This window comes from Streptomyces sp. CB02959 (assembly GCF_002803155.1).
GTDB lineage: Bacteria > Actinomycetota > Actinomycetes > Streptomycetales > Streptomycetaceae > Streptomyces.
The window spans coordinates 167,489-184,713 of sequence record NZ_NNBP01000013.1; the positions used below are offsets into that span (position 1 = coordinate 167,489).

The window sequence follows — 17,225 nt, forward strand, 5'->3', positions numbered from 1 at the left end:
GACGGGGCGCCTGGCCCGCCCACGGGGGCATGGTGGGCCCCGTACAGGGGCGGAACGGGGGACGACCCCCGGGTCAACCGCGGGTGCGGGGGAGGGTCTGCGGGCGCTGGTGCTCGGGCCATTCCGCGCCGGGGTGGCGGGCCCCGCAGTGCGGGCAGGTGCGTTCGCCGGCGTAGAAGCCGCGGAAGATCGGGGGCAGGTCGTCGACGATCGAACGGAGTTGGAGTTCGGCGCGGTAGACGAGGTGGAAGCACTCGGTGCAGTACCACTCGACGGCGTCCTTGCAGCCCCTGGGGCGGGCGAACTCCACCACCAGGCCGATCGAGCCGGGCTCCGGCCGCTGCGGTGAGTGGCGCACGTGCGGCGGCAGCAGGAAGACGTCGCCCTCGTTGATCTGCACGTCGACGGGGGGCTTGCCCTCCTCCTCCATCACCCGGAGGACCATGTTGCCCTTGAGCTGGTAGAAGAACTCCTCGATCGGGTCGTCGTGGAAGTCGGTGCGCTGGTTGGGACCGCCGACGACGGTGACGATCACGTTGCTGTCCTGCCAGACCTGCACGTTGCCGACCGGCGGGCGGAGCAGATCGCGGTGCTCCTCGATCCACCGCTCGAAGTTGAACGGCATTCCGCACGACAGCTTGGGCAGGGTCATCGTCTTGCGCTCCTCAGGACTCGTTGGCCGGTAACACGCGGGACGCGGTTTCGTCGGGCCGGGGGTCGGCCCGGCGCGGGAGATACGCGGTGCACGCGATCTCGATGAGCAGGTGCGGATGGGGCAACTGGTGGACCGCGACGGTGGTGCGGGCCGGCCCCGTCTCGTCGAAGTACGCGGCGTAGACCTCGTTGTAGCCGCCGAAGTCGTGCATGTTGACCAGGTAGGCGGTGAGGTCGACCGCGTCGCGGAGGTCCCCGCCGGCCGCCCGCAGCAGATCGCGGAGGTTCTCGATGACGGCCCGGGTCTGCTCGCGGATGTCGACGCGGGTGACGCCCAGGTCGTCGGCGGTGGCGCCGGCGAAGCTGCCGTCGGGCCGGCGGGAGCTGGTGCCGGAGACGAAGACGAAGTCGCCGGCCCGCCGCACATGCGGGAACCGCCCGCGCGGCGCGGCCTTGCCCTCGACCAGGATCGCGTCGCTCATACCGTCGTCACCGCCACACTGCCCAGGCCCGCCCCGGTGACCCGGACGTGCGCGTTCCGGGGGAGCGGTACGGCGGCGGTGGCGGCGCCCGCCAGTACCACCCAGCCCGGTTCCAACGGGGTGCCGGCCTGTTCCGCGAGGCGGGCCGCGGCGCGCAGCGAGCGCATCGGGTCGCCGAGGATCGCGGCCGACGAACCGGTCTGGGTGAGCCGCCCCTCGATCTCCATCACCAGGCCGATGTTGTCGATGCCGCCCAGGTCGCGGGGATCGTGCCAGGCACCGATGCCGAAGGCCGCGGCGGAGGCGTTGTCGGCGATCACGTCGGGCAGGGTGAACGCGAAGTCGCGGTAGCGGGAGTCGAGCACCTCGTAGCCGACCGCGACGCCCGCGACCGCGGCGTCCGCCTCGACGGCCGAGCGGACCCGGCGGCCGATCAGGAACGCGATCTCCGGCTCGATCCGCGGCTGGATCAGGCCGCTCAGGTCCAGCGTCGACTCGACGAGCATGGTGTCGGTCAACTGCCCCCAGATGACGTCGTCGACGCCCATCTGGACCATCTTGGCCCGGCTGGTGAAGCCCATCTTCACGCCGATCAGCCGCTCGCCGCGGGCTTTGCGGCGGGCGAGGACGGCCCGCTGGACCCGGTAGGCGTCCGCGACGCCGAGCGGCCCGGTCTCGGTGAGCGGGGCTATCGCCCGGACGCCGCGCTCGGCGTCGTCGAGCGTCGCGGCCAGCTCCTGGATGTCGGTCATGCCGTGGTGCCTTCCTCGGTCGTCCTCGCGTCGTCGGCCGCATCGTCCCGGGCGAACGCGACCCGGACATCCCCCAGGCCCTCGATCCGGGCCTCCAGCACGTCGCCGGGCGCGGTGCGGACCATCGGGCCCAGCGCCCCGGTCAGCACGGTGTCCCCGGCACGCAGCGGTCGACCGCACCGCACCAGGGTGTCGGCCAGCCAGATCGCCGCGTTCAGCGGATGGCCCAGGCAGGCCGCGCCGGCGCCGGTGGACACCTGCTCCCCCCGCCGTTCGAGGACCATCCCGCACAGCCGCAGGTCCAGGTCGGCCAGCCGGGCCGGGCGGTTGCCGAGCACGTACATCCCGCAGGAGGCGTTGTCGGCGATGGTGTCGGTCAGCGTGATGTCCCAGTCACGGATGCGGCTGCCGACCACCTCGATCGCCGGCAGCGCGAACGCGGTGGCGCGCAACACGTCGGCGACGGTGTGCCGTTCGTGGGTCAGGTCCCGCTCCAGGACGAGGGCCACCTCGGCCTCCGCCCGGGGCTGCAACACCGCGCCGGCCGGCACCTCGGCGCCGTCCGGTACCGCCATGTCGCTGAAGAGCACCCCGAAGTCCGGGCTTTCCACGCCCAGTTGGCGTTGGACGCTGCGGGAGGTCAGTCCGATCTTGCGGCCCACGGGCCGGCGGCCGGCGGCCAGCCAGGAGCGGGCCAGGATCTCCTGCACGGCGTACGCCTCGTCCACGCCGTCGATCAGATCGCGCACCGGGTCGCAGGGCGTACGGGTGGCGTGGGCGGCCAGCAACTGCCGGGCGGCGGCGCTGACGCCGACCTCGCGGGTGGTGGTCGTCGGGGCTGTCCGCATCGCGCTCACCCACCGATCCGGACGCAGATGTTGGTGGGCTCGGAGAAGAATTCCAGTGAGTGTTCGCCGCCCTCCCGGCCGATCCCGGAAGCCTTCCGCCCGCCGAACGGGGTGCGCAGATCGCGCAGGTTCCAGCAGTTCACCCAGACGATGCCGGCTTCGATGCGCGGCGCCACCCGGTGCGCCCGGGACAGGTCGCGGGTCCAGACGGTGGCCGCCAGGCCGTAGGGGCTGTCGTTGGCGAGCCGGACCGCCTCCTCCTCGGTGTCGAACGGGGCGATGTGGCAGACCGGCCCGAAGACCTCCTCGCGGACCGCGCGGGCGGTCGGCGGCAGCCCGGTGAGCACGGTCGGCTCCGCGTAGAAGCCGCGGTCCCGTCGGTCGCCGAAGACCGGGGCGCTGCCGCCGGCGACGACGGTGGCGCCCTCCTCGACGGCGAGCCGGAAGTACGACAGCACCTTGTCGCGGTGGCGCGCGGAGATCAGCGGCCCGTAGCCGGAGAGCTTGCGGGCCCGGGCGCCCAGCGCGGTGACGAACGCGTCGAAGACCGGGCGCTGGACGTAGACCCGCTCGGTGCACAGGCAGATCTGCCCGGAGTGGGTGAACGCCGACCGGACCGTGCCGGCCACCGCCTCGTCGAGGTCGGCGTCGGCGAAGACCACCGCGGGGTTCTTGCCGCCGAGCTCGAAGGAGACCGGGGTGACGTGGTCGGCGGCCGCCCGCATGATGGCGGTGCCGGTCGCCGACTCGCCGGTGAACGCGATCGCGTCCACGTCCGGGTGGCCGGTGAGGAACTCGCCCGCGGCGCCCGGCCCGTGCCCGTGGACGACGTTGAACGCACCGTCCGGCAGCCCCGCCTCGTCGATCACGTCGGCCAGCAGGGTCGCGGTCGAGGGGGTCTCCTCCGACGGCTTGGCGACCACCGCGTTGCCGGCCGCCAGCGCGGGGGCGACCTTCCAGGTGAGCAGCAGCAGTGGGAGGTTCCATGGCGCGATCACCGCGACCACGCCAAGCGGGCGGCGGACGGTGTAGTTCAGTGCCTGTCCGGCGGCGCCGCTCCAGCCGGGGACGTCGGTGAGGTAGGCCCGTTCCGCCTGTGCGGAGAGCAGGTCGGCGTAGGAGCGGAAGTTGCCGATGGCCCGCGGGATGTCGACGGTCGAGGCCAGCTCGCGGGGCTTGCCGGTGTCGGCGCACTCGGCCGCCACGAACGCCTCGAAGCGCCGCTCGATGCCGTCGGCGATCATCCGCAGGGCGGCCGCCCGCTCGGGTACCCCGGTCGCGCCCCACGGGCCCCGCAGTGCCTGGCGCGCCGCCCGCACTGCGGCGTCGACCGTCTCGCGGGACGCCTCCGGAACCCGTCCGACGACCGCCCCGGTCGCCGGGTCGACCAGCGGGAAGCCGCCGCCGGACGCCTCGGGCTCCGGGGGCAGGAACGCCCCGCCGATGTAGTGAGCCGGCTGCATACCGATACCGCTCCTCTCGGTGGTTCCCGGGCCGGTTGGGGTTCCGGCCCGTGGGATCATCATTCGCGGTGCGGGATATGCTCGTCCAATACCAATTCACGAGTCTGATATAGCCACTTGGGTATGTCAGGGAAGGGGCGGGCCCGGTGGGGGTGAGTGCGGAATGGATCTGCTGAACAGTCGGTTGAAGCTGCGGCACCTGGTGCTGGTGGTGGCCGTCGAGGAGCACGGCAGCGTGCTGCGCGCCGCCGAACACCTGCGACTGGCGCAGCCCGCGGTCACCCGGAGCCTGCGTGAACTCGAAGGGATCCTGGGCGTGGAACTGTTCGTCCGCGGCCCCCGCGGGGCGACGCCGACGCTGTTCGGTACGGCGTTCACCGAGCACGCCCGGTCGGTCCTCGCCGAACTGCGGCGGGCCGGCGACCGGATCAGCGGCCTGGCCGACGGCGAGGTCGGCACCGTGACCGTCGGCACCCTGGTCGCCGGTTCCAACGTCCTACTGCCCAGAGCCATCGCGGCACTGAAGGCGGCCCGGCCCGGCATCACCGTGGTCGTCCAGGAAGCCACCTTCGACGCCCAGGTGCCACGGCTGCTCGACGGCGAGGTCGACCTGGTCCTGGGCCGGCTCAACCCCATCGACGACCAGCCGACGCTCCGCCAGATCACCCTCTACAGCGAGCCGGTGCTCCTGGTCGCCCGCCCCGGCCACCCGGCCCGCTCCCGCCCCGGCCTGACCCTCGCGGACCTGCTCGACCACCCGTGGGTCGTGCCGCTCCGGCAGACCGCCTTACGACAGGAGTTGGAGCAGGTCTTCCACGGCGCGGGCCTGCCGCTGCCCACCAACCTGGTCGAGTGCAGCTCGGCACTGGCCGTCCGCACCCTCGTCCGCGACACCGACATGATCGCGGCACTGCCCGAGCTGGTGGCGCGCACCGACGGGGAGATCGCGCCGCTGCCCGTGGCGCTGGAACCGGTGCGCCGCACGGTCGGCGTCACCCTGCCCGACCGGCGGCCGCTCACCCCCTCGACCCGCCTGATGCTGGATCACCTGCGGGCCCAGGCCGCCGAGCTGACCCGGCCGCGGGCGGACCCACCGGAGTGACCGGACCCGCAACCGGCCGACTCCCTGGCGGCCGCTGGCCCGGATCGCCGCCTCCGGGATAGAACGTCCGGAGCAGGTGAGCGGAACACGCGACCCACGAAAGGCGAGCACCATGACGCAGGACAGCGACCAGGTCGTGGCCACGAACCAGGGCCGGGTCCGGGGGCGGAGCCACGAAGGGGCGGTGGCCTACCGGGGGATCCCGTACGCCGCGTCCCCCGTCGGCGCGTTGCGGTTCGCCCCGCCGCGGCCCGGCCCGCGGTGGCCGGGCATCCGGGACGCGGAGCACGCCGGACCCGCCGCGCCCCAGGGCCCGTCCCGGCTGGAAGCGGTCATGGGGCGCCGCACCCCGGACTGGAACGAGGACGGCTGCCTCACCCTGAACATCTGGCACCCGCACGGATCCGGCGCGGACGGGACGGCCCGCCCGGTCCTGCTGTGGTTCCACGGCGGCGGGTTCAGCAGCGGCTCGGGCGGCTGGGACTGGTACGACGGAGCCCGGCTCGCCGCCCGCGGCGACCTGGTCGTGGTCACCGCCAACTACCGCCTGGGACCGCTCGGTTACCTCCACCTCCCCGAGATCGGCGCGGCCAACCTCGGCGCGCAGGACCAGGTCGCGGCGCTCCACTGGGTGCGGGACAACATCGCCGCGTTCGGCGGCGACCCGGACGCCGTGACGGTCGGCGGCCAGTCCGCCGGCGCGTTCTCGGCGCTGGCGCTCGCCACCGAGCCGCGGACCGCCGGACTCGTCCGCCGCGTCCTGCTGCAGAGCGGCCCCTGGGGCCTGTCACCGCAGGACCCGGACCTGGCCGCCGAGCACGCCGGGGCATACCTCCGCCTCCTGGACGTGACGGACCAGGCCGACCCCGGCAAGGCCCTCCGCGCCCTGCCCGCCGAACAACTCATCGCCGCCTACGGCACGTTGGCGTCCCAGGTCGCCCGGGCAGGCGGTGTCGCCCCGCCGATGTACCCGGTGCTCGGCGGCGTCGGCGCCGTCCGTGCCCGGCGCGACGCACTCACCGCCGGCGCCCTGGACGGCAAGGACGTGCTGATCGGCACCACCCGCGACGAGATGACCTCCTTCATAGGACTCGACCCGAACATCCAGGCCCTCAGCCGCGACGGCGCACTGGCCCTCCTGACCCGACAGGCCCCCGGCGAAGGGGAGGCGGAACAGCTCTACCAGCGGTACGCCGGGCAGCTCCCGCACGCCACGCCGGGCCGGATCGCCATCGCCGCCAAGACCGACGCGGAGTTCCGCGACGGCGCACTGGAGATCGCCGACCACCACGCCGCCGCCGGCAACCACACCTACGTCTACCAGTTCGACCGCGCCGCCCCAGGCGCCGGCAACGTCCTCGGCGCCTGCCACTGCAGCGAACTGCCCTTCCTCTTCCGCACGTTCGACAGCTACCCCGACAGCCCCATGCTGGGCCGCCCGGACGCCGCCGACCGGGCGCTCGGCGACGCCTTCGCCGACGCCGTCGCCACCTTCGTCACCACCGGCACCCCGCAGGGCATCCCCGCCTACGAACCGGCCACCCCCACCCGGATCCGCCACTTCGCGGCGGCAGCGGCGGGCCCGGACGACGCCGGGAACTGAGCGCGCCCCAACCCCGGCGGGCGCCCCCGGTCAGAGATCGGCGAGGCCCGCCGTGGCGGCCCGCGCCACCAGCACCCGCTGCTGCGCCAGCAGCACCACACCGAAGTAGAACAGGACACTGACCTCGCCGATCCCGGCCGCGATCGCGGCGCTGATCAGGAAGTGCTGGCCAAGACCGGCGACCCACAGCGCCGCGGTGAGCGGCGTACCCTTCCGCACGACCCGGTCCCCGCGCACCGACAACCGCACGGTGTACGCCCGCACCGCCGCCAGCGCCACCCCCACGGCCAGGCTCACGGCGGCCAGCACACCGTCCCGCAGGGACAGCGGATGAGCCGTGACGTACCAGCCGGTCTCCAACCCGCCGATGACGATCAGGACCAGACCGACCGGGGACCTCTCCCGCAGCGGGCGCTCCACCAGCTGACGGGACAGCAGCCACCCCAGCACGACGACGGTGACGGTGAGGTTGGTGACGGTGGGATTGTCCATGACCCAGAACCTTCTGTGCGACGACGAGCGGGGCGGCGGCGCGCCGCCCCCTCCCACCCTGCGGGCCGGGCCGCCCGCCACGGATCGACCACCGGGTTGGAGAAAAGGGTGGAGAACGCGACCGCCGGGCACGGCACTCCGGGCCGTCACCGGCAAGATGGGGCCGTGCGGAACGACAACGACATACCCAGGCGGCCCGCCGGCGGGTTCCGGGACGGCCTCGACAAGGCACGGCTCCGCCGGCTGGCCCTGCACGTCCTGGCCATCGCCTTCGCCGTGGTCCTGCACACCTTCACCGCCCACCCGCCCTGGAACACCGCACTGGTCTGCGCGCTGCTCGCACTGTGGACGGTGACCGCCATCGTCCGGCACGTCCTCGCGCCGCCCTGGCCGGACGTGGCGTGGAGCGTACTGCTGGTCGGCGGTGCGGTCTGCGCCGGGCTCAGCCCCACGGACCCGTCCGCCCCGGCCTTCGTGGGCGCGGCCGGCCTGTTCCTGCTGATCTCGGCCGTCGAAACGCCCGCACTGTGGATCAGCGTCGCCCTCACGGCCGGCGTCGCCGGCTTCGTCGTCGCCCACGACGCCGCCGGCGGCGGACCCCGGGTGGCCGTCTCGGTGCTGATCTCCGCCACGACCGCCAGCGGCTTCGGCTTCCTCGGCCGCCTGAGCGGCCTCGACCGCCGTACCGAACGCGGCGCCGCCGAGCGCCGGGCCGAACAAGCCGTACAGGAGGAACGCGCCAGGATCGCCCGGGACATCCACGACGTCCTCGCCCACTCGCTGGGCGGCCTGGTGATCCAACTGGACGCGTTGGAAGCGGTCTCGGTGGCCCGTGGCGCGGACGAGGACGTGGTGGCCCGGGTACGCGGCGCACGCGTCATGGCGGCCGACGGCCTGGTGGCCGCCAAGCACGCCGTGGACGCCCTGCGCCGGCTCCCCGCCGGCATCGACGCGGCGCTCGGCGAGATCGTCACCGGCGCCCGCGCGCTGGGGATGACGGTCGACGTCGACGTGCGCGGCGAGTCGGCCCGGGTGCCCGTCCCGGTGGGGGAGGTGATCGCCTCCCTGACCGTCGAGGCACTCACCAACGCCCGCAAACACGCACCCGGCACCCCCGCCACCATCACCGTCGAGGCGGGCCGGGACGCCGTGCTGCTACGCGTGGCCAACCCACTGGCACCACCGGCCGAACGCCCGGAACCAGGCATCTCCGGCGGCCACGGCATGCCCGGCATGCGGGAGCGCGCGGAGATCGTCGGTGGCAGACTGACCGCCGGCCCAGCGGAGGGAGAGTGGATCGTGGAATGCCGGGTGCCCTATGAGTGACCGACCGGTCCGGGTGATCGTCGCCGACGACCAGGCCGCGGTCCGCGACGGCCTGGTGACCATCCTCGACCACGAACCCGACGTCGACGTGGTCGGTTCCGCGGCCGACGGTGCCACCGCCGTCGACCTGGCGCGACGCCTGGCTCCGGCCGTGGTGCTGATGGATCTGCGGATGCCGGGGGTCGACGGGATCGCCGCGACCCGCGCCCTCACCCGACTCGACCCGGCACCGGCGGTGCTGGTCCTGACGACCTACGTCGACGACGCCTCCATCGTCGGCGCGCTCAAGGCGGGCGCCGCCGGCTACCTCACGAAGAGCGCCGGCCGGGCCCAGATCGTCTCCGCGATCACCGCGACCGCCGACGGGCACCGCACCTTCGCCCCGGAGATCGCCTCGGCCATGGTGCGCGGCCTGACGCACCGCACGGCGCTGGAGCGGATCGCGGCGGCGTACGCCCTGACGGTGCAGGAGACCCGGGTCCTGGAACTGCTCGGCGAGCGCCGCACCAACCGCGCCATCGCCGAGACCCTCTACGTCTCCGTCGCCACCGTCAAGACCCACGTCAACAACCTCTTCGCCAAGCTCCGGGTCGGCAACCGGACGGAGGCCGCGGCCCTGGTCGAGCGGGTACGCGAGCACGGCCTCTGACGCTCCGTCCCCCCCCGGCCCGGACGCCGACCGCGGGCACCGCTCCTGCTCCGGCTCATCCCACCGACACAGGCGCCTACACCGGCGCCGACACCGGCCCGGGCGCCGACGTCGGCACGGACACGGGCAACCGCCGGAGCGCATGCGACCGGAACGACTGCCGCCACTCCAACTCCGTTTCAGATACGGCCAGTCGGATACCAGGAAACCGTTCGAGCAACGTGCTCAGCGCGGTACCGATCTCCATCCGGACCAGCGACGCCCCCAGGCAGTAGTGCAGGCCGTATCCCAGGGCGAGATGGGACGTGTCCGCCCGGTCGATGTCGAAGCGGTCCGGCTCGGGATAGCGGGCCGGATCGCGGTGTGCCGAGGCGAGTGCCAGCAGCACGGTGTCCCCGGGCGGGATCCGCGTCCCGGCGATCTCGACGGCCTCGGTGGGGAACCGGCGGACGGCCATCTGGTTGGCGTGGGCGTGGCGCAGCAGTTCCTCGACGGCGTCCGGCATGCGTTCCGGTCGTCGGCGGAGCGCCGTGAGCTGCTCGGGGTGGCGCAGCAGGGCGAGCAGTCCACCGCTGATGAGGTGCTGGACGTTCTCGGTGCCGGCCATCAGGAGGAGGAAGGCCAGCGAGACCAGTTCGTCCTCGCTCAGCCGGTCGCCGGCGTCCCGCGCGGCGATCAGCGAGGACAGCAGATCCTCCCCGGGAGCCGCCCGGCGCACCCCGATCAGGCCCAGCAGATAGCGGTGGATGTGTTCGATGGCCTCGGCGGTGTGACCGGGGTGCGCAGGCGCGAACATGGCGTCGACCCAACCGGAGAACGCCCTGCTGTCCGGCTCGGGAACGTCCAGGAGGTAGCCGATGACGACCAGCGGCAGCGGATTCGCGAACTCCGCGACGAGATCGGCCTCTCCGTGCTCCGCGAGACGGTCGGCCAGGCGGTCGGCGTAGTGGGCGGCCGCCGCGACGACACGGCCGCGGAGCCGCTCGACGTGCCGCGGCGTGAACCCCTTGGAGACCAGCCGGCGCAGACGGAGGTGGTCGTCGGGGTCGATGTTGAGGAGGTTGGCGTCCAGGGCGGGCGGCAGGGAGAAGCCCTGGTAGCCGTTGCGGGAACGCGCCTTGTTCACCGACAGCCGCGGATCGCTGAAGGCGGCCCGGACGTGCTCCTCGCGGGTGACGAGCCAGGCCCGGGTTCCGTCGGGCAGGGCGACCTTGAGGACCGGGCCTAAGCTCCGCAGCCGGGCGTACACCGGATGGGGATCGCGGAAGAACTCCGCGTCGAATGGCCGGTGGACCGCCGTGGCGTCGTCCCGCGTGGATCGTCCGGCCTGCTCGAACTCATCCATCTGCGCGGCCTGTTCGGTATTCTCCGTCTGCTCGGCCTGGTCGATCTGCTGGGTCTGTTCGGTCTGTTCGGTCTGCTGGGTTGTGGGTCGTGTCATGGTGTCTGTCTCCGGAGGGGGCGGGCGGGTCGATGGCGTACCGGCCGGGGCGGCCGTGCTGATACGGCAGGCCGTGGCCGACGGCGATGATCGCAGAAGGCAACCCGTGGGCCGCCATCGGCGTCTCGTTCCGGGGGAGTCGGTTGCGCCGGGCGTGTTCATGGTCGCAGCTGCCCTGATGTGATGTCTGAAACGCGGGATTCCGCAACGCGACGCGAGTGACCGAACCGTCGTGGTGAACGTAGACGAAGGAGAGTTCGTGACCGACAAGCAGCCCGAAGCCCAGGACCCGATGCCGGTCGGCAGTGACCCGTGGTGGGCGGGGCTGGGGCCGGTCGGTGGTGGGGTGCTCGTCCTGCTCGGCCTCGGCATCGGGGCGGTCGTCTTTCTGCGTGCTCCCGACTGGCTGGACGGACTGCCGCACCTCTACGGGGCCGCCAAGGTGCTGGTCATCGGCCTTGTGGTCGGCGGTACGGCCCTGTTGGCGCGCCGGCGCCGCGGCAACCGGCCCGAGTAGGCGCCGCCGCGGCAGGGGGCTTCGACAGCGTTGACATCGCGCGAAGCCTCCTGCCGCCAGGGATGACGGTCAAGGCCGGTGCCAGGGACTCCCACTCCGCCGGGGACTCCAACCCTCCGAGGTATCCGTATCCGTATCCGTATCCGTCTACGTGCTCGGCGGAGCACTGCGCATCGACGAACTTCCACCTCTCCCGCATCTTCCGGAACTCGCCCAGGCACCAGGACCCTTGATAGCTCCAGGCACTCCGCATCCACCCAAGGAGCGTCACCGCCTCGTCGAGCACGGCCCCGGTCTGACGGTCTCCCGCGATCTGCCCAAGCTCGGCTACAAGGGCGTCGAGAGCTGCGAGCTGACCTTCGAGGACTACCGGGCACCGGCCGACGCCGTGCTCGGCGGCGTCGAGGGCAAGGGGTTCGGGCAGATGATGAACGGGCTGGAGACCGGCCGGCTCCAGGTCGCCGCCCGGGCACTCGGCGTCGGGCGCGCGGCACTGGCGGACGCGCTGGCCTACGCCCAGCAGCGGGAGACCTTCGACAAGCCGATCTGGCAACACCAGTCGATCGCCAACTACCTTGCCGATATGGCGACTTCGCTGACCGCCGCTCGTCAGCTCACCCTCTACGCGGCCCGGGAGGCGGACGCCGGACGGCGCGTCGACATGGAAGCGGGTATGGCCAAGCTCTTCGCCTCCGAGACCGCTCTGAACATCGCCATCAACGCCGTCCGCATCCACGGCGGTTACGGCTACTCCACCGAATTCGACGTCGAACGCTACTTCCGCGACGCGCCGCTGATGATCGTCGGCGAGGGCACCAACGAAATCCTACGCAACGTCATCGCCCGCCAGCTCGTCCGGCGCGGTGGACTCGATGCCTGAGCGGGACCGGGGCGCCGTGCGTCACCCGGCGCGGCTCAGTCCAGCGCCAGTGCCCAGCACAGGCAGCCCAGTGCGACGGTGGCCGACACCGTGCGCACGGTGTGCCAGCGCACCCAGGCGGCCTCGAAGCGCTGCCGCACCGGTGCGGGATCGGCGAGTTGCCCGGGCGGTCCGGCGGCGGCCAGTTCGGCGTTGAGTCGGAGGTTGAAGCGGCGCGTGACGCCCAACACGGACAGGTACAGGACGAAGGCGGCGACGACCGGGTACAGGGCCGGTCGTCGTGTGCCGACCAGATGCAGTGCCAACGCCAGTCCGGTCAGCAGCAGCGTGCCGACGAAGCCGAGGAAGAACCACCCGTTGAGGATCGCCACGTTGATCCGCTGCATCACCTCGACGAACGTCCGGTCGTCCGTCCGGCGCAGCGCGGGCATCACCGAGCAGGCGTAGCCGTAGAGGAGGCCCGCCACCAGCCCCATCGTGATCGTCGCCGCCATCAGTGAAGCGGTTCGAGCCCAATCCATCGGTCATCCCCTCCCGTTGCCGGACCCGCACATCAGATCACGGGAACGGCGCCCGGGTGCCCCTTATGGATTTCTCCAGGCACCTTCGCCCATGGGACGGGCGTCCATCGGCCCGGATCGCGGACGTCGCGGCGTGGCGAGGTGACTTGCGTGTCACATCGAAATTCTGCGATAGTTCGATGCGTTCTTGATCGGCGGCGGAGTGTCGGCGACGTGCACGAGGGGATGCGCCATGGGTGGCATTGACGGGCTGGATCTCGGAACGTTCGGGATCTACACCTTCGACTTCGAGAACCAGCCGGCGGCGCAGTTGCGCGAGTCGATCCAGGAAGTGGAGGAGCAGGGGTGGCGGGCGTTCTGGATCCCTGAGGTCGGCGGACGCGAGGCGCTCACGCACGCCGGCTTCCTGCTGTCCAGTACCGAGCGGATGCACGTCGTCAACGGCATCGCCCGGATCTGGTCCCGCGGTGCCCGCTCGGCGTACGGCGCGAGTCTCCTCCTGGCCGATGCCTATCCCGACCGGCATGTGCTCGGCCTGGGATTCGGCGGCGAGCCGCGGCCCGGGGTCAAGCCCGTTGCGGCGATGGTCGAGTACCTCGACGAGATGGACGCCCTCGCGTCCGACAACCCTGCGCCCCGGGCCCCGATGCGCCGGGTCCTGGCCGCGTACGGACCCAGGATGCTGGAGCTGGCGCGCGACCGTTCGGCCGGTGCGCACACCTATCACGTCAATGTGGCGCACACCGCGCAGGCGCGGGAGATCCTCGGCCCGGACGCGTTCCTCGGGGTGGAGCACCCGGTGCTGTTCGAGTCCGACCCCGCCACGGCCCGCGCCGTCGCCCGCGAGCACCTCCAGGGCTACCTGGCGACCCCGTACAACATCGCGAAGTTCCGTCGCCTCGGTTACGCGGAGGAGGAGATCGCCCACGGCGGCAGCGACCGGCTCGTCGACGACTTCGTGTTCTGGGGGGACCTGGACGCCATCGTCGAGAAGCTGCACGGCCACGTGGAGGCGGGCGCCGACCACGTCGGCGTGCAGGTGATCGGGATCGAGCCGGGCCGCTCCGCGCTGCCGTACTGGCGCAGGCTGGGGGAGGCGCTGCTGCCGCGCGGCGGGGGTGCTTGATCTTCCGCGGTGCAGCTGCGGTGACCTCGCATCGAGATTCTTCGAAACGTCGGTGGCGGCCTGTACGCTGGTTCCATGACGGACACCGCGACGGCGACTGCGACCTCACCGGATCCCGACCTGGTCGATGCGTTGCGGGCGTTGTCGAACCCGATGCGGTTGCAGATGCTGCTGTGGTTGCGGGATCCCGCGCGCCACTTCGCAGGCATGCAGCCGATCGCCGACCCGGTCGAGGTGGGTGTCTGTGTGAGCCACATCCAGGCCAAGGCGGGGCTCGCCCAGTCAACGGTGTCGGCGTACATGGCCGAACTGCAGCGGGCGGGGCTGGTGCGGGCGACCCGAGTGGGCAAGTGGACCCACTACAAGCGCGACGAGCAGCGCATCGCCCAGTTCGTCGCCCTGCTCGGACAGACGTTGTAGGAAGCCCGGCCTGGCGTGGCCTGGTCTCCGGGCCTGGGCGGCTCCATGCCTCCCGGCCTGCGGCGCCGCGCGCATGTCACGTCCGCAGTGGTCGGCGCGAGGTCCGCCGCGCCGCCCGGGCACGGGAGGGCGCCGCGCCGATGCGGTTCACCTCACCGACCCGCAAAGGGTGTTGCAGGGCGCTCCGTAGCGCCCGTCGTGCTGGATGGTGTCGAGGGAGGGAGCCGTCGATGACTGTGTTGGTGGCCACGCCGCTCGGAGCGGTCGGCCGGTATGTGACCGAGGCGCTGCGCGACCGGAGCGATGTGCGGTTCCTGGTGCGTTCGGCGGCGAGCGCCGGGGCGTTGGACGGGTCGGTGCGCGGTGAGGTCTTCCGGGGGGATGCCGCGAACGCCGCGGATGTGCGCCGTGCGGTCGTGGGCGTGGACCGCCTCTTCCTCGCGCACCCCTTCGCCGAGGGCCAGATCGCCGCGGAGACCGCGCTCGGTGTGGCCGCCGTCGAAGCCGGTGCCCGGCGGATCGTCAAGCTCGGTGCCCGGCGGTTCGGCGGTGACCTCGTTCCCGACGCGGTCACCGGCAACCACGACGTCATCGCCGACCGCCTGCGCGCCGCCGGCGTCGAGGAGTTGACGGTCCTGCAACCCGACCGCTTTCTGCAGAACTTCCTGCCGTCCGCACCCGCCCTCGCACGGGGCACGCTGGCCGACCCCGCCGGGCCCGGTGCGCGCGGCTATGTCGACGTTCGGGACATCGCCGAGGTCGCGGTCGCCGAACTCCTCGCGGACCGTCCCACCGGCGGCGAGATCGAGATCAGCGGCCCCGCGGCACTGACCCTTGCCGAGCTCGCCGCGTCCTTCGCAACCGCGCTCGGCACGCCGGTGCGGTATGTCGACGTACCGCTGGACGATGCCTGGCGCGCCGGGCTGGCGGAGCGCGGGGTTGCGCCCCGGATCGTCGACGGACTGCACGACCTGTACGCGAACTACCGCCGCGAGGGCGTGGCGGGACTGGGTGACGGAGTCCAGCGCGTCCTCGGTCGAGCGCCGCGCACGGCCGGGGACTTCGCCGCCGAGCTGCTGCGGCCGACCGCATCGGGAACCGCCTGACCGCGGTCGCGGTCGGGGTGGCTGTGGCTGTGGCTGTGGCTGTGGCTGTGGCTGTGGCTGTGGCGGTTGCGGTTGCGGCGTGGGGGAGGGGAGCGGCGGCCGGGGAGAGTGCGGTGGGCCTCGCCGAACCGGGCGATGTGCGGCGCGCCGCCACTTCGGGGCGTCCGGTCGGTGTCCGGTCGGCGTCCGCATCGTTCGACGCGGGTCCGGAAGGCCGGGGCAGGGCGGCGAGGGCGTTCCACGGACCCAGGGCAAGCCTTTGCCGTAGCTCGGTGTCTCCTTGACGCAGGGTTCACTACTTTTCCATAAAGCCACCACTCACCGGGGTGGCATCAGTGAGTGCACGTGCGCAACTCATCACCGGCGGACTGACGCACCCCTGACGGGGCGTCATGGCTGCATCTGCCGCAACGTGTCATGTTCTTGACATCTCTGCACCGAAGAGCATGGCACGGCAGGTGTCTCCGGAGCGTCGACCGTCGGCCACTTCCCCCACGGAGGTCGTTCCCTTGCGTTCCCTACGAAAGGGCAGATCCGATCGCACGAGCGGACTGGCGCGTCGCGCCGTCCCGACCCTGCTGTCGGCGGCAACCCTCGTCATCGGCGGCGTGATCGCCGCCGGCCCGTCCCACGCCGCACCGGCGGCGCCCGCACCCCACACGTCCACCACCGCATCCGCGGCCCACGCCAACGTCCCCATCCACCGGCTGTGTGCGGAACCGGCCAAGCCCGGCTACATGGCCTGCAACGCGGTGGCCCGCACCGACGTCAAACAGCATCTGTCGCTGCGGCCGCACGTCGCCCCCTCCGGCTTCGGCCCCAGTGACCTGCAGAGCGCCTACAACCTGCCCCAGTCGGGCGGCTCAGGTCAGACCGTGGCGATCATCGACGCCAACGACGACCCCAACGCCGAACAGGACCTGGCGACCTACCGCTCCCAGTACGGCCTGCCGGAATGCTCCACCGCCAACGGCTGTTTCCAGAAGGTCGACCAGAACGGCGGCACCAGCTACCCGGCGCCGGACGCCGGTTGGGCCGGGGAGATATCCCTCGACGTCGACATGGTCAGCGCGTCCTGCCCCTCCTGCCACATCCTGCTGGTCGAGGCGAACAGCGCCAGCATGGACGACCTGGGGGCGGCGGTGAACCGCGCGGTCACCATGGGCGCCAAGTTCGTCTCCAACAGCTACGGAGGTCCGGAGGACTCGACCGACACCACGTCCGACGAGCAGTACTTCAACCACCCGGGCGTGGCGATCACCGTCAGCTCCGGTGACAGCGGTTACGGCGTCGAGTACCCGGCGGCCTCGCAGTACGTCACCGCGGTCGGCGGCACGTCACTCCAGCAGGACGGCAGTGCCCGTGGCTGGAGCGAGAGCGTCTGGGGCTCCTCGGCAGGCGGCGAGGGCGCCGGCTCGGGCTGCTCCCAGTACGACGCCAAGCCGGCCTGGCAACAGGACACCGGTTGCGCCAAGCGCACCGTCGCGGACGTCGCCTCGGTCGCCGACCCGGCCACCGGCCTCGCGGTCTACGACAGCTACCAGGCCAGCGGCTGGAACGTGTACGGCGGCACCAGCGCCTCCGCCCCGTTCATCGCCGGCGTCTACGCCCTCGCGGGCACCCCGGGCGCGTCCGACACCCCGGCCTCCTACCCCTACTCCCACGCTTCGGCGCTGAACGACGTCACGTCCGGCTCCAACGGCTCCTGCTCGCCGTCGTACCTCTGCACCGCGGGCGACGGCTACGACGGCCCGACCGGCCTCGGCACCCCGAACGGCACCGCGGCCTTCACGCCCTGAGGCGATGCGAACCGGCGCCAGGCACGGTGAGCACGCGGTGACAC

Annotated in this window: 17 protein-coding genes and 1 pseudogene; 10 read left to right on the forward strand and 8 right to left on the reverse strand. The window is 72.4% G+C overall.

Annotation, left to right across the window (positions count from 1 at the left end; all coding sequences use genetic code 11):
• Nucleotides 1–73: 73 nt before the first annotated feature.
• Genes CG747_RS22045 through CG747_RS22065 form a run of 5 tightly spaced genes read right to left on the reverse strand, consistent with a single transcriptional unit; the run spans nucleotide 74 to nucleotide 4,199 of the window.
• Nucleotides 74–652 (reverse strand): 3-hydroxyanthranilate 3,4-dioxygenase, encoded by a 579-nt coding sequence (locus CG747_RS22045; RefSeq protein ID WP_100603505.1) that lies wholly within the window; start codon nucleotides 650–652, stop codon nucleotides 74–76.
• 13 nt (nucleotides 653–665) lie between these two features.
• Entirely contained in the window at nucleotides 666–1,136 is a 471-nt protein-coding gene (locus CG747_RS22050; RefSeq protein WP_100603506.1) for a RidA family protein, read from the reverse strand.
• The gene (locus CG747_RS22055) at nucleotides 1,133–1,888 is read right to left on the reverse strand and encodes a 2-keto-4-pentenoate hydratase (RefSeq protein WP_100603507.1); all 756 of its coding nucleotides are present in this window, start codon (nucleotides 1,886–1,888) and stop codon (nucleotides 1,133–1,135) included. The genes CG747_RS22050 and CG747_RS22055 overlap by 4 nt, the downstream gene beginning before the upstream one ends.
• Nucleotides 1,885–2,736: a 2-keto-4-pentenoate hydratase gene (locus tag CG747_RS22060; protein ID WP_100603600.1), complete on the reverse strand. Its 852-nt coding sequence runs from the start codon at nucleotides 2,734–2,736 to the stop codon at nucleotides 1,885–1,887. Before CG747_RS22060 ends, CG747_RS22055 begins: the two co-directional genes overlap by 4 nt.
• A 5-nt stretch (nucleotides 2,737–2,741) precedes the next feature.
• Nucleotides 2,742–4,199: a 2-hydroxymuconic semialdehyde dehydrogenase gene (locus CG747_RS22065; protein ID WP_100603508.1), complete on the reverse strand. Its 1,458-nt coding sequence runs from the start codon at nucleotides 4,197–4,199 to the stop codon at nucleotides 2,742–2,744.
• A gap of 163 nt (nucleotides 4,200–4,362) precedes the next feature.
• Here CG747_RS22065 and CG747_RS22070 point away from each other — a divergent pair, with 163 nt between their 5' ends.
• A complete protein-coding gene (locus tag CG747_RS22070) occupies nucleotides 4,363–5,301 on the forward strand; it encodes a LysR substrate-binding domain-containing protein (RefSeq protein ID WP_100603509.1) in 939 nt (312 codons plus the stop codon).
• Nucleotides 5,302–5,413: 112 nt separating this feature from the next.
• Entirely contained in the window at nucleotides 5,414–6,904 is a 1,491-nt protein-coding gene (locus CG747_RS22075) for a carboxylesterase/lipase family protein (protein ID WP_100603510.1), read from the forward strand.
• A 30-nt stretch (nucleotides 6,905–6,934) separates the two neighbouring features.
• Here the strand turns inward: CG747_RS22075 and CG747_RS22080 are convergent, their stop codons facing one another.
• A complete protein-coding gene (locus CG747_RS22080; protein WP_100603601.1) occupies nucleotides 6,935–7,396 on the reverse strand; it encodes a hypothetical protein in 462 nt (153 codons plus the stop codon).
• Nucleotides 7,397–7,561: 165 nt separating this feature from the next.
• On the opposite strand from CG747_RS22080, the gene CG747_RS22085 reads away from it, so the two are divergent.
• A complete protein-coding gene (locus tag CG747_RS22085; protein ID WP_180985646.1) occupies nucleotides 7,562–8,722 on the forward strand; it encodes a histidine kinase in 1,161 nt (386 codons plus the stop codon).
• Nucleotides 8,715–9,371, forward strand: a complete 657-nt coding sequence (locus CG747_RS22090; protein WP_100603512.1) for a response regulator transcription factor — start codon at nucleotides 8,715–8,717, stop codon at nucleotides 9,369–9,371. Before CG747_RS22085 ends, CG747_RS22090 begins: the two co-directional genes overlap by 8 nt.
• A 76-nt stretch (nucleotides 9,372–9,447) precedes the next feature.
• Here the strand turns inward: CG747_RS22090 and CG747_RS22095 are convergent, their stop codons facing one another.
• Nucleotides 9,448–10,716, reverse strand: a complete 1,269-nt coding sequence (locus CG747_RS22095; protein WP_100603602.1) for a cytochrome P450 — start codon at nucleotides 10,714–10,716, stop codon at nucleotides 9,448–9,450.
• A 355-nt stretch (nucleotides 10,717–11,071) separates the two neighbouring features.
• Here CG747_RS22095 and CG747_RS22100 point away from each other — a divergent pair, with 355 nt between their 5' ends.
• Nucleotides 11,072–11,329: a hypothetical protein gene (locus CG747_RS22100; RefSeq protein ID WP_100603513.1), complete on the forward strand. Its 258-nt coding sequence runs from the start codon at nucleotides 11,072–11,074 to the stop codon at nucleotides 11,327–11,329.
• 274 nt (nucleotides 11,330–11,603) lie between these two features.
• A pseudogene (locus tag CG747_RS22105) lies at nucleotides 11,604–12,209 on the forward strand (acyl-CoA dehydrogenase family protein); the annotation flags it as partial.
• Nucleotides 12,210–12,244: 35 nt separating this feature from the next.
• On the opposite strand, the gene CG747_RS22110 reads toward CG747_RS22105, so the two are convergent.
• On the reverse strand, nucleotides 12,245–12,730 hold the full coding sequence (locus CG747_RS22110; RefSeq protein ID WP_100603514.1) for a DUF1772 domain-containing protein: 486 nt from the start codon (nucleotides 12,728–12,730) through the stop codon (nucleotides 12,245–12,247).
• Between the two features lie 232 nt (nucleotides 12,731–12,962).
• Between CG747_RS22110 and CG747_RS22115 the strand changes: the two genes are divergently transcribed.
• The 4 genes from CG747_RS22115 (at nucleotide 12,963) to CG747_RS22135 (ending at nucleotide 17,181) form a co-directional block, all read left to right on the forward strand.
• Nucleotides 12,963–13,856: a TIGR03620 family F420-dependent LLM class oxidoreductase gene (locus tag CG747_RS22115; protein ID WP_100603515.1), complete on the forward strand. Its 894-nt coding sequence runs from the start codon at nucleotides 12,963–12,965 to the stop codon at nucleotides 13,854–13,856.
• Between the two features lie 75 nt (nucleotides 13,857–13,931).
• Complete coding sequence (locus tag CG747_RS22120; RefSeq protein WP_100603516.1) at nucleotides 13,932–14,276, forward strand: helix-turn-helix transcriptional regulator; 345 nt, start codon at nucleotides 13,932–13,934, stop codon at nucleotides 14,274–14,276.
• A 230-nt stretch (nucleotides 14,277–14,506) separates the two neighbouring features.
• On the forward strand, nucleotides 14,507–15,382 hold the full coding sequence (locus CG747_RS22125) for an NAD(P)H-binding protein (RefSeq protein ID WP_100603517.1): 876 nt from the start codon (nucleotides 14,507–14,509) through the stop codon (nucleotides 15,380–15,382).
• Between the two features lie 551 nt (nucleotides 15,383–15,933).
• Nucleotides 15,934–17,181 carry a S8 family serine peptidase gene (locus CG747_RS22135; protein WP_100603603.1) on the forward strand — a complete coding sequence of 416 codons (1,248 nt, stop codon included), beginning with the start codon at nucleotides 15,934–15,936 and terminating at the stop codon, nucleotides 17,179–17,181.
• Nucleotides 17,182–17,225: the final 44 nt, after the last annotated feature.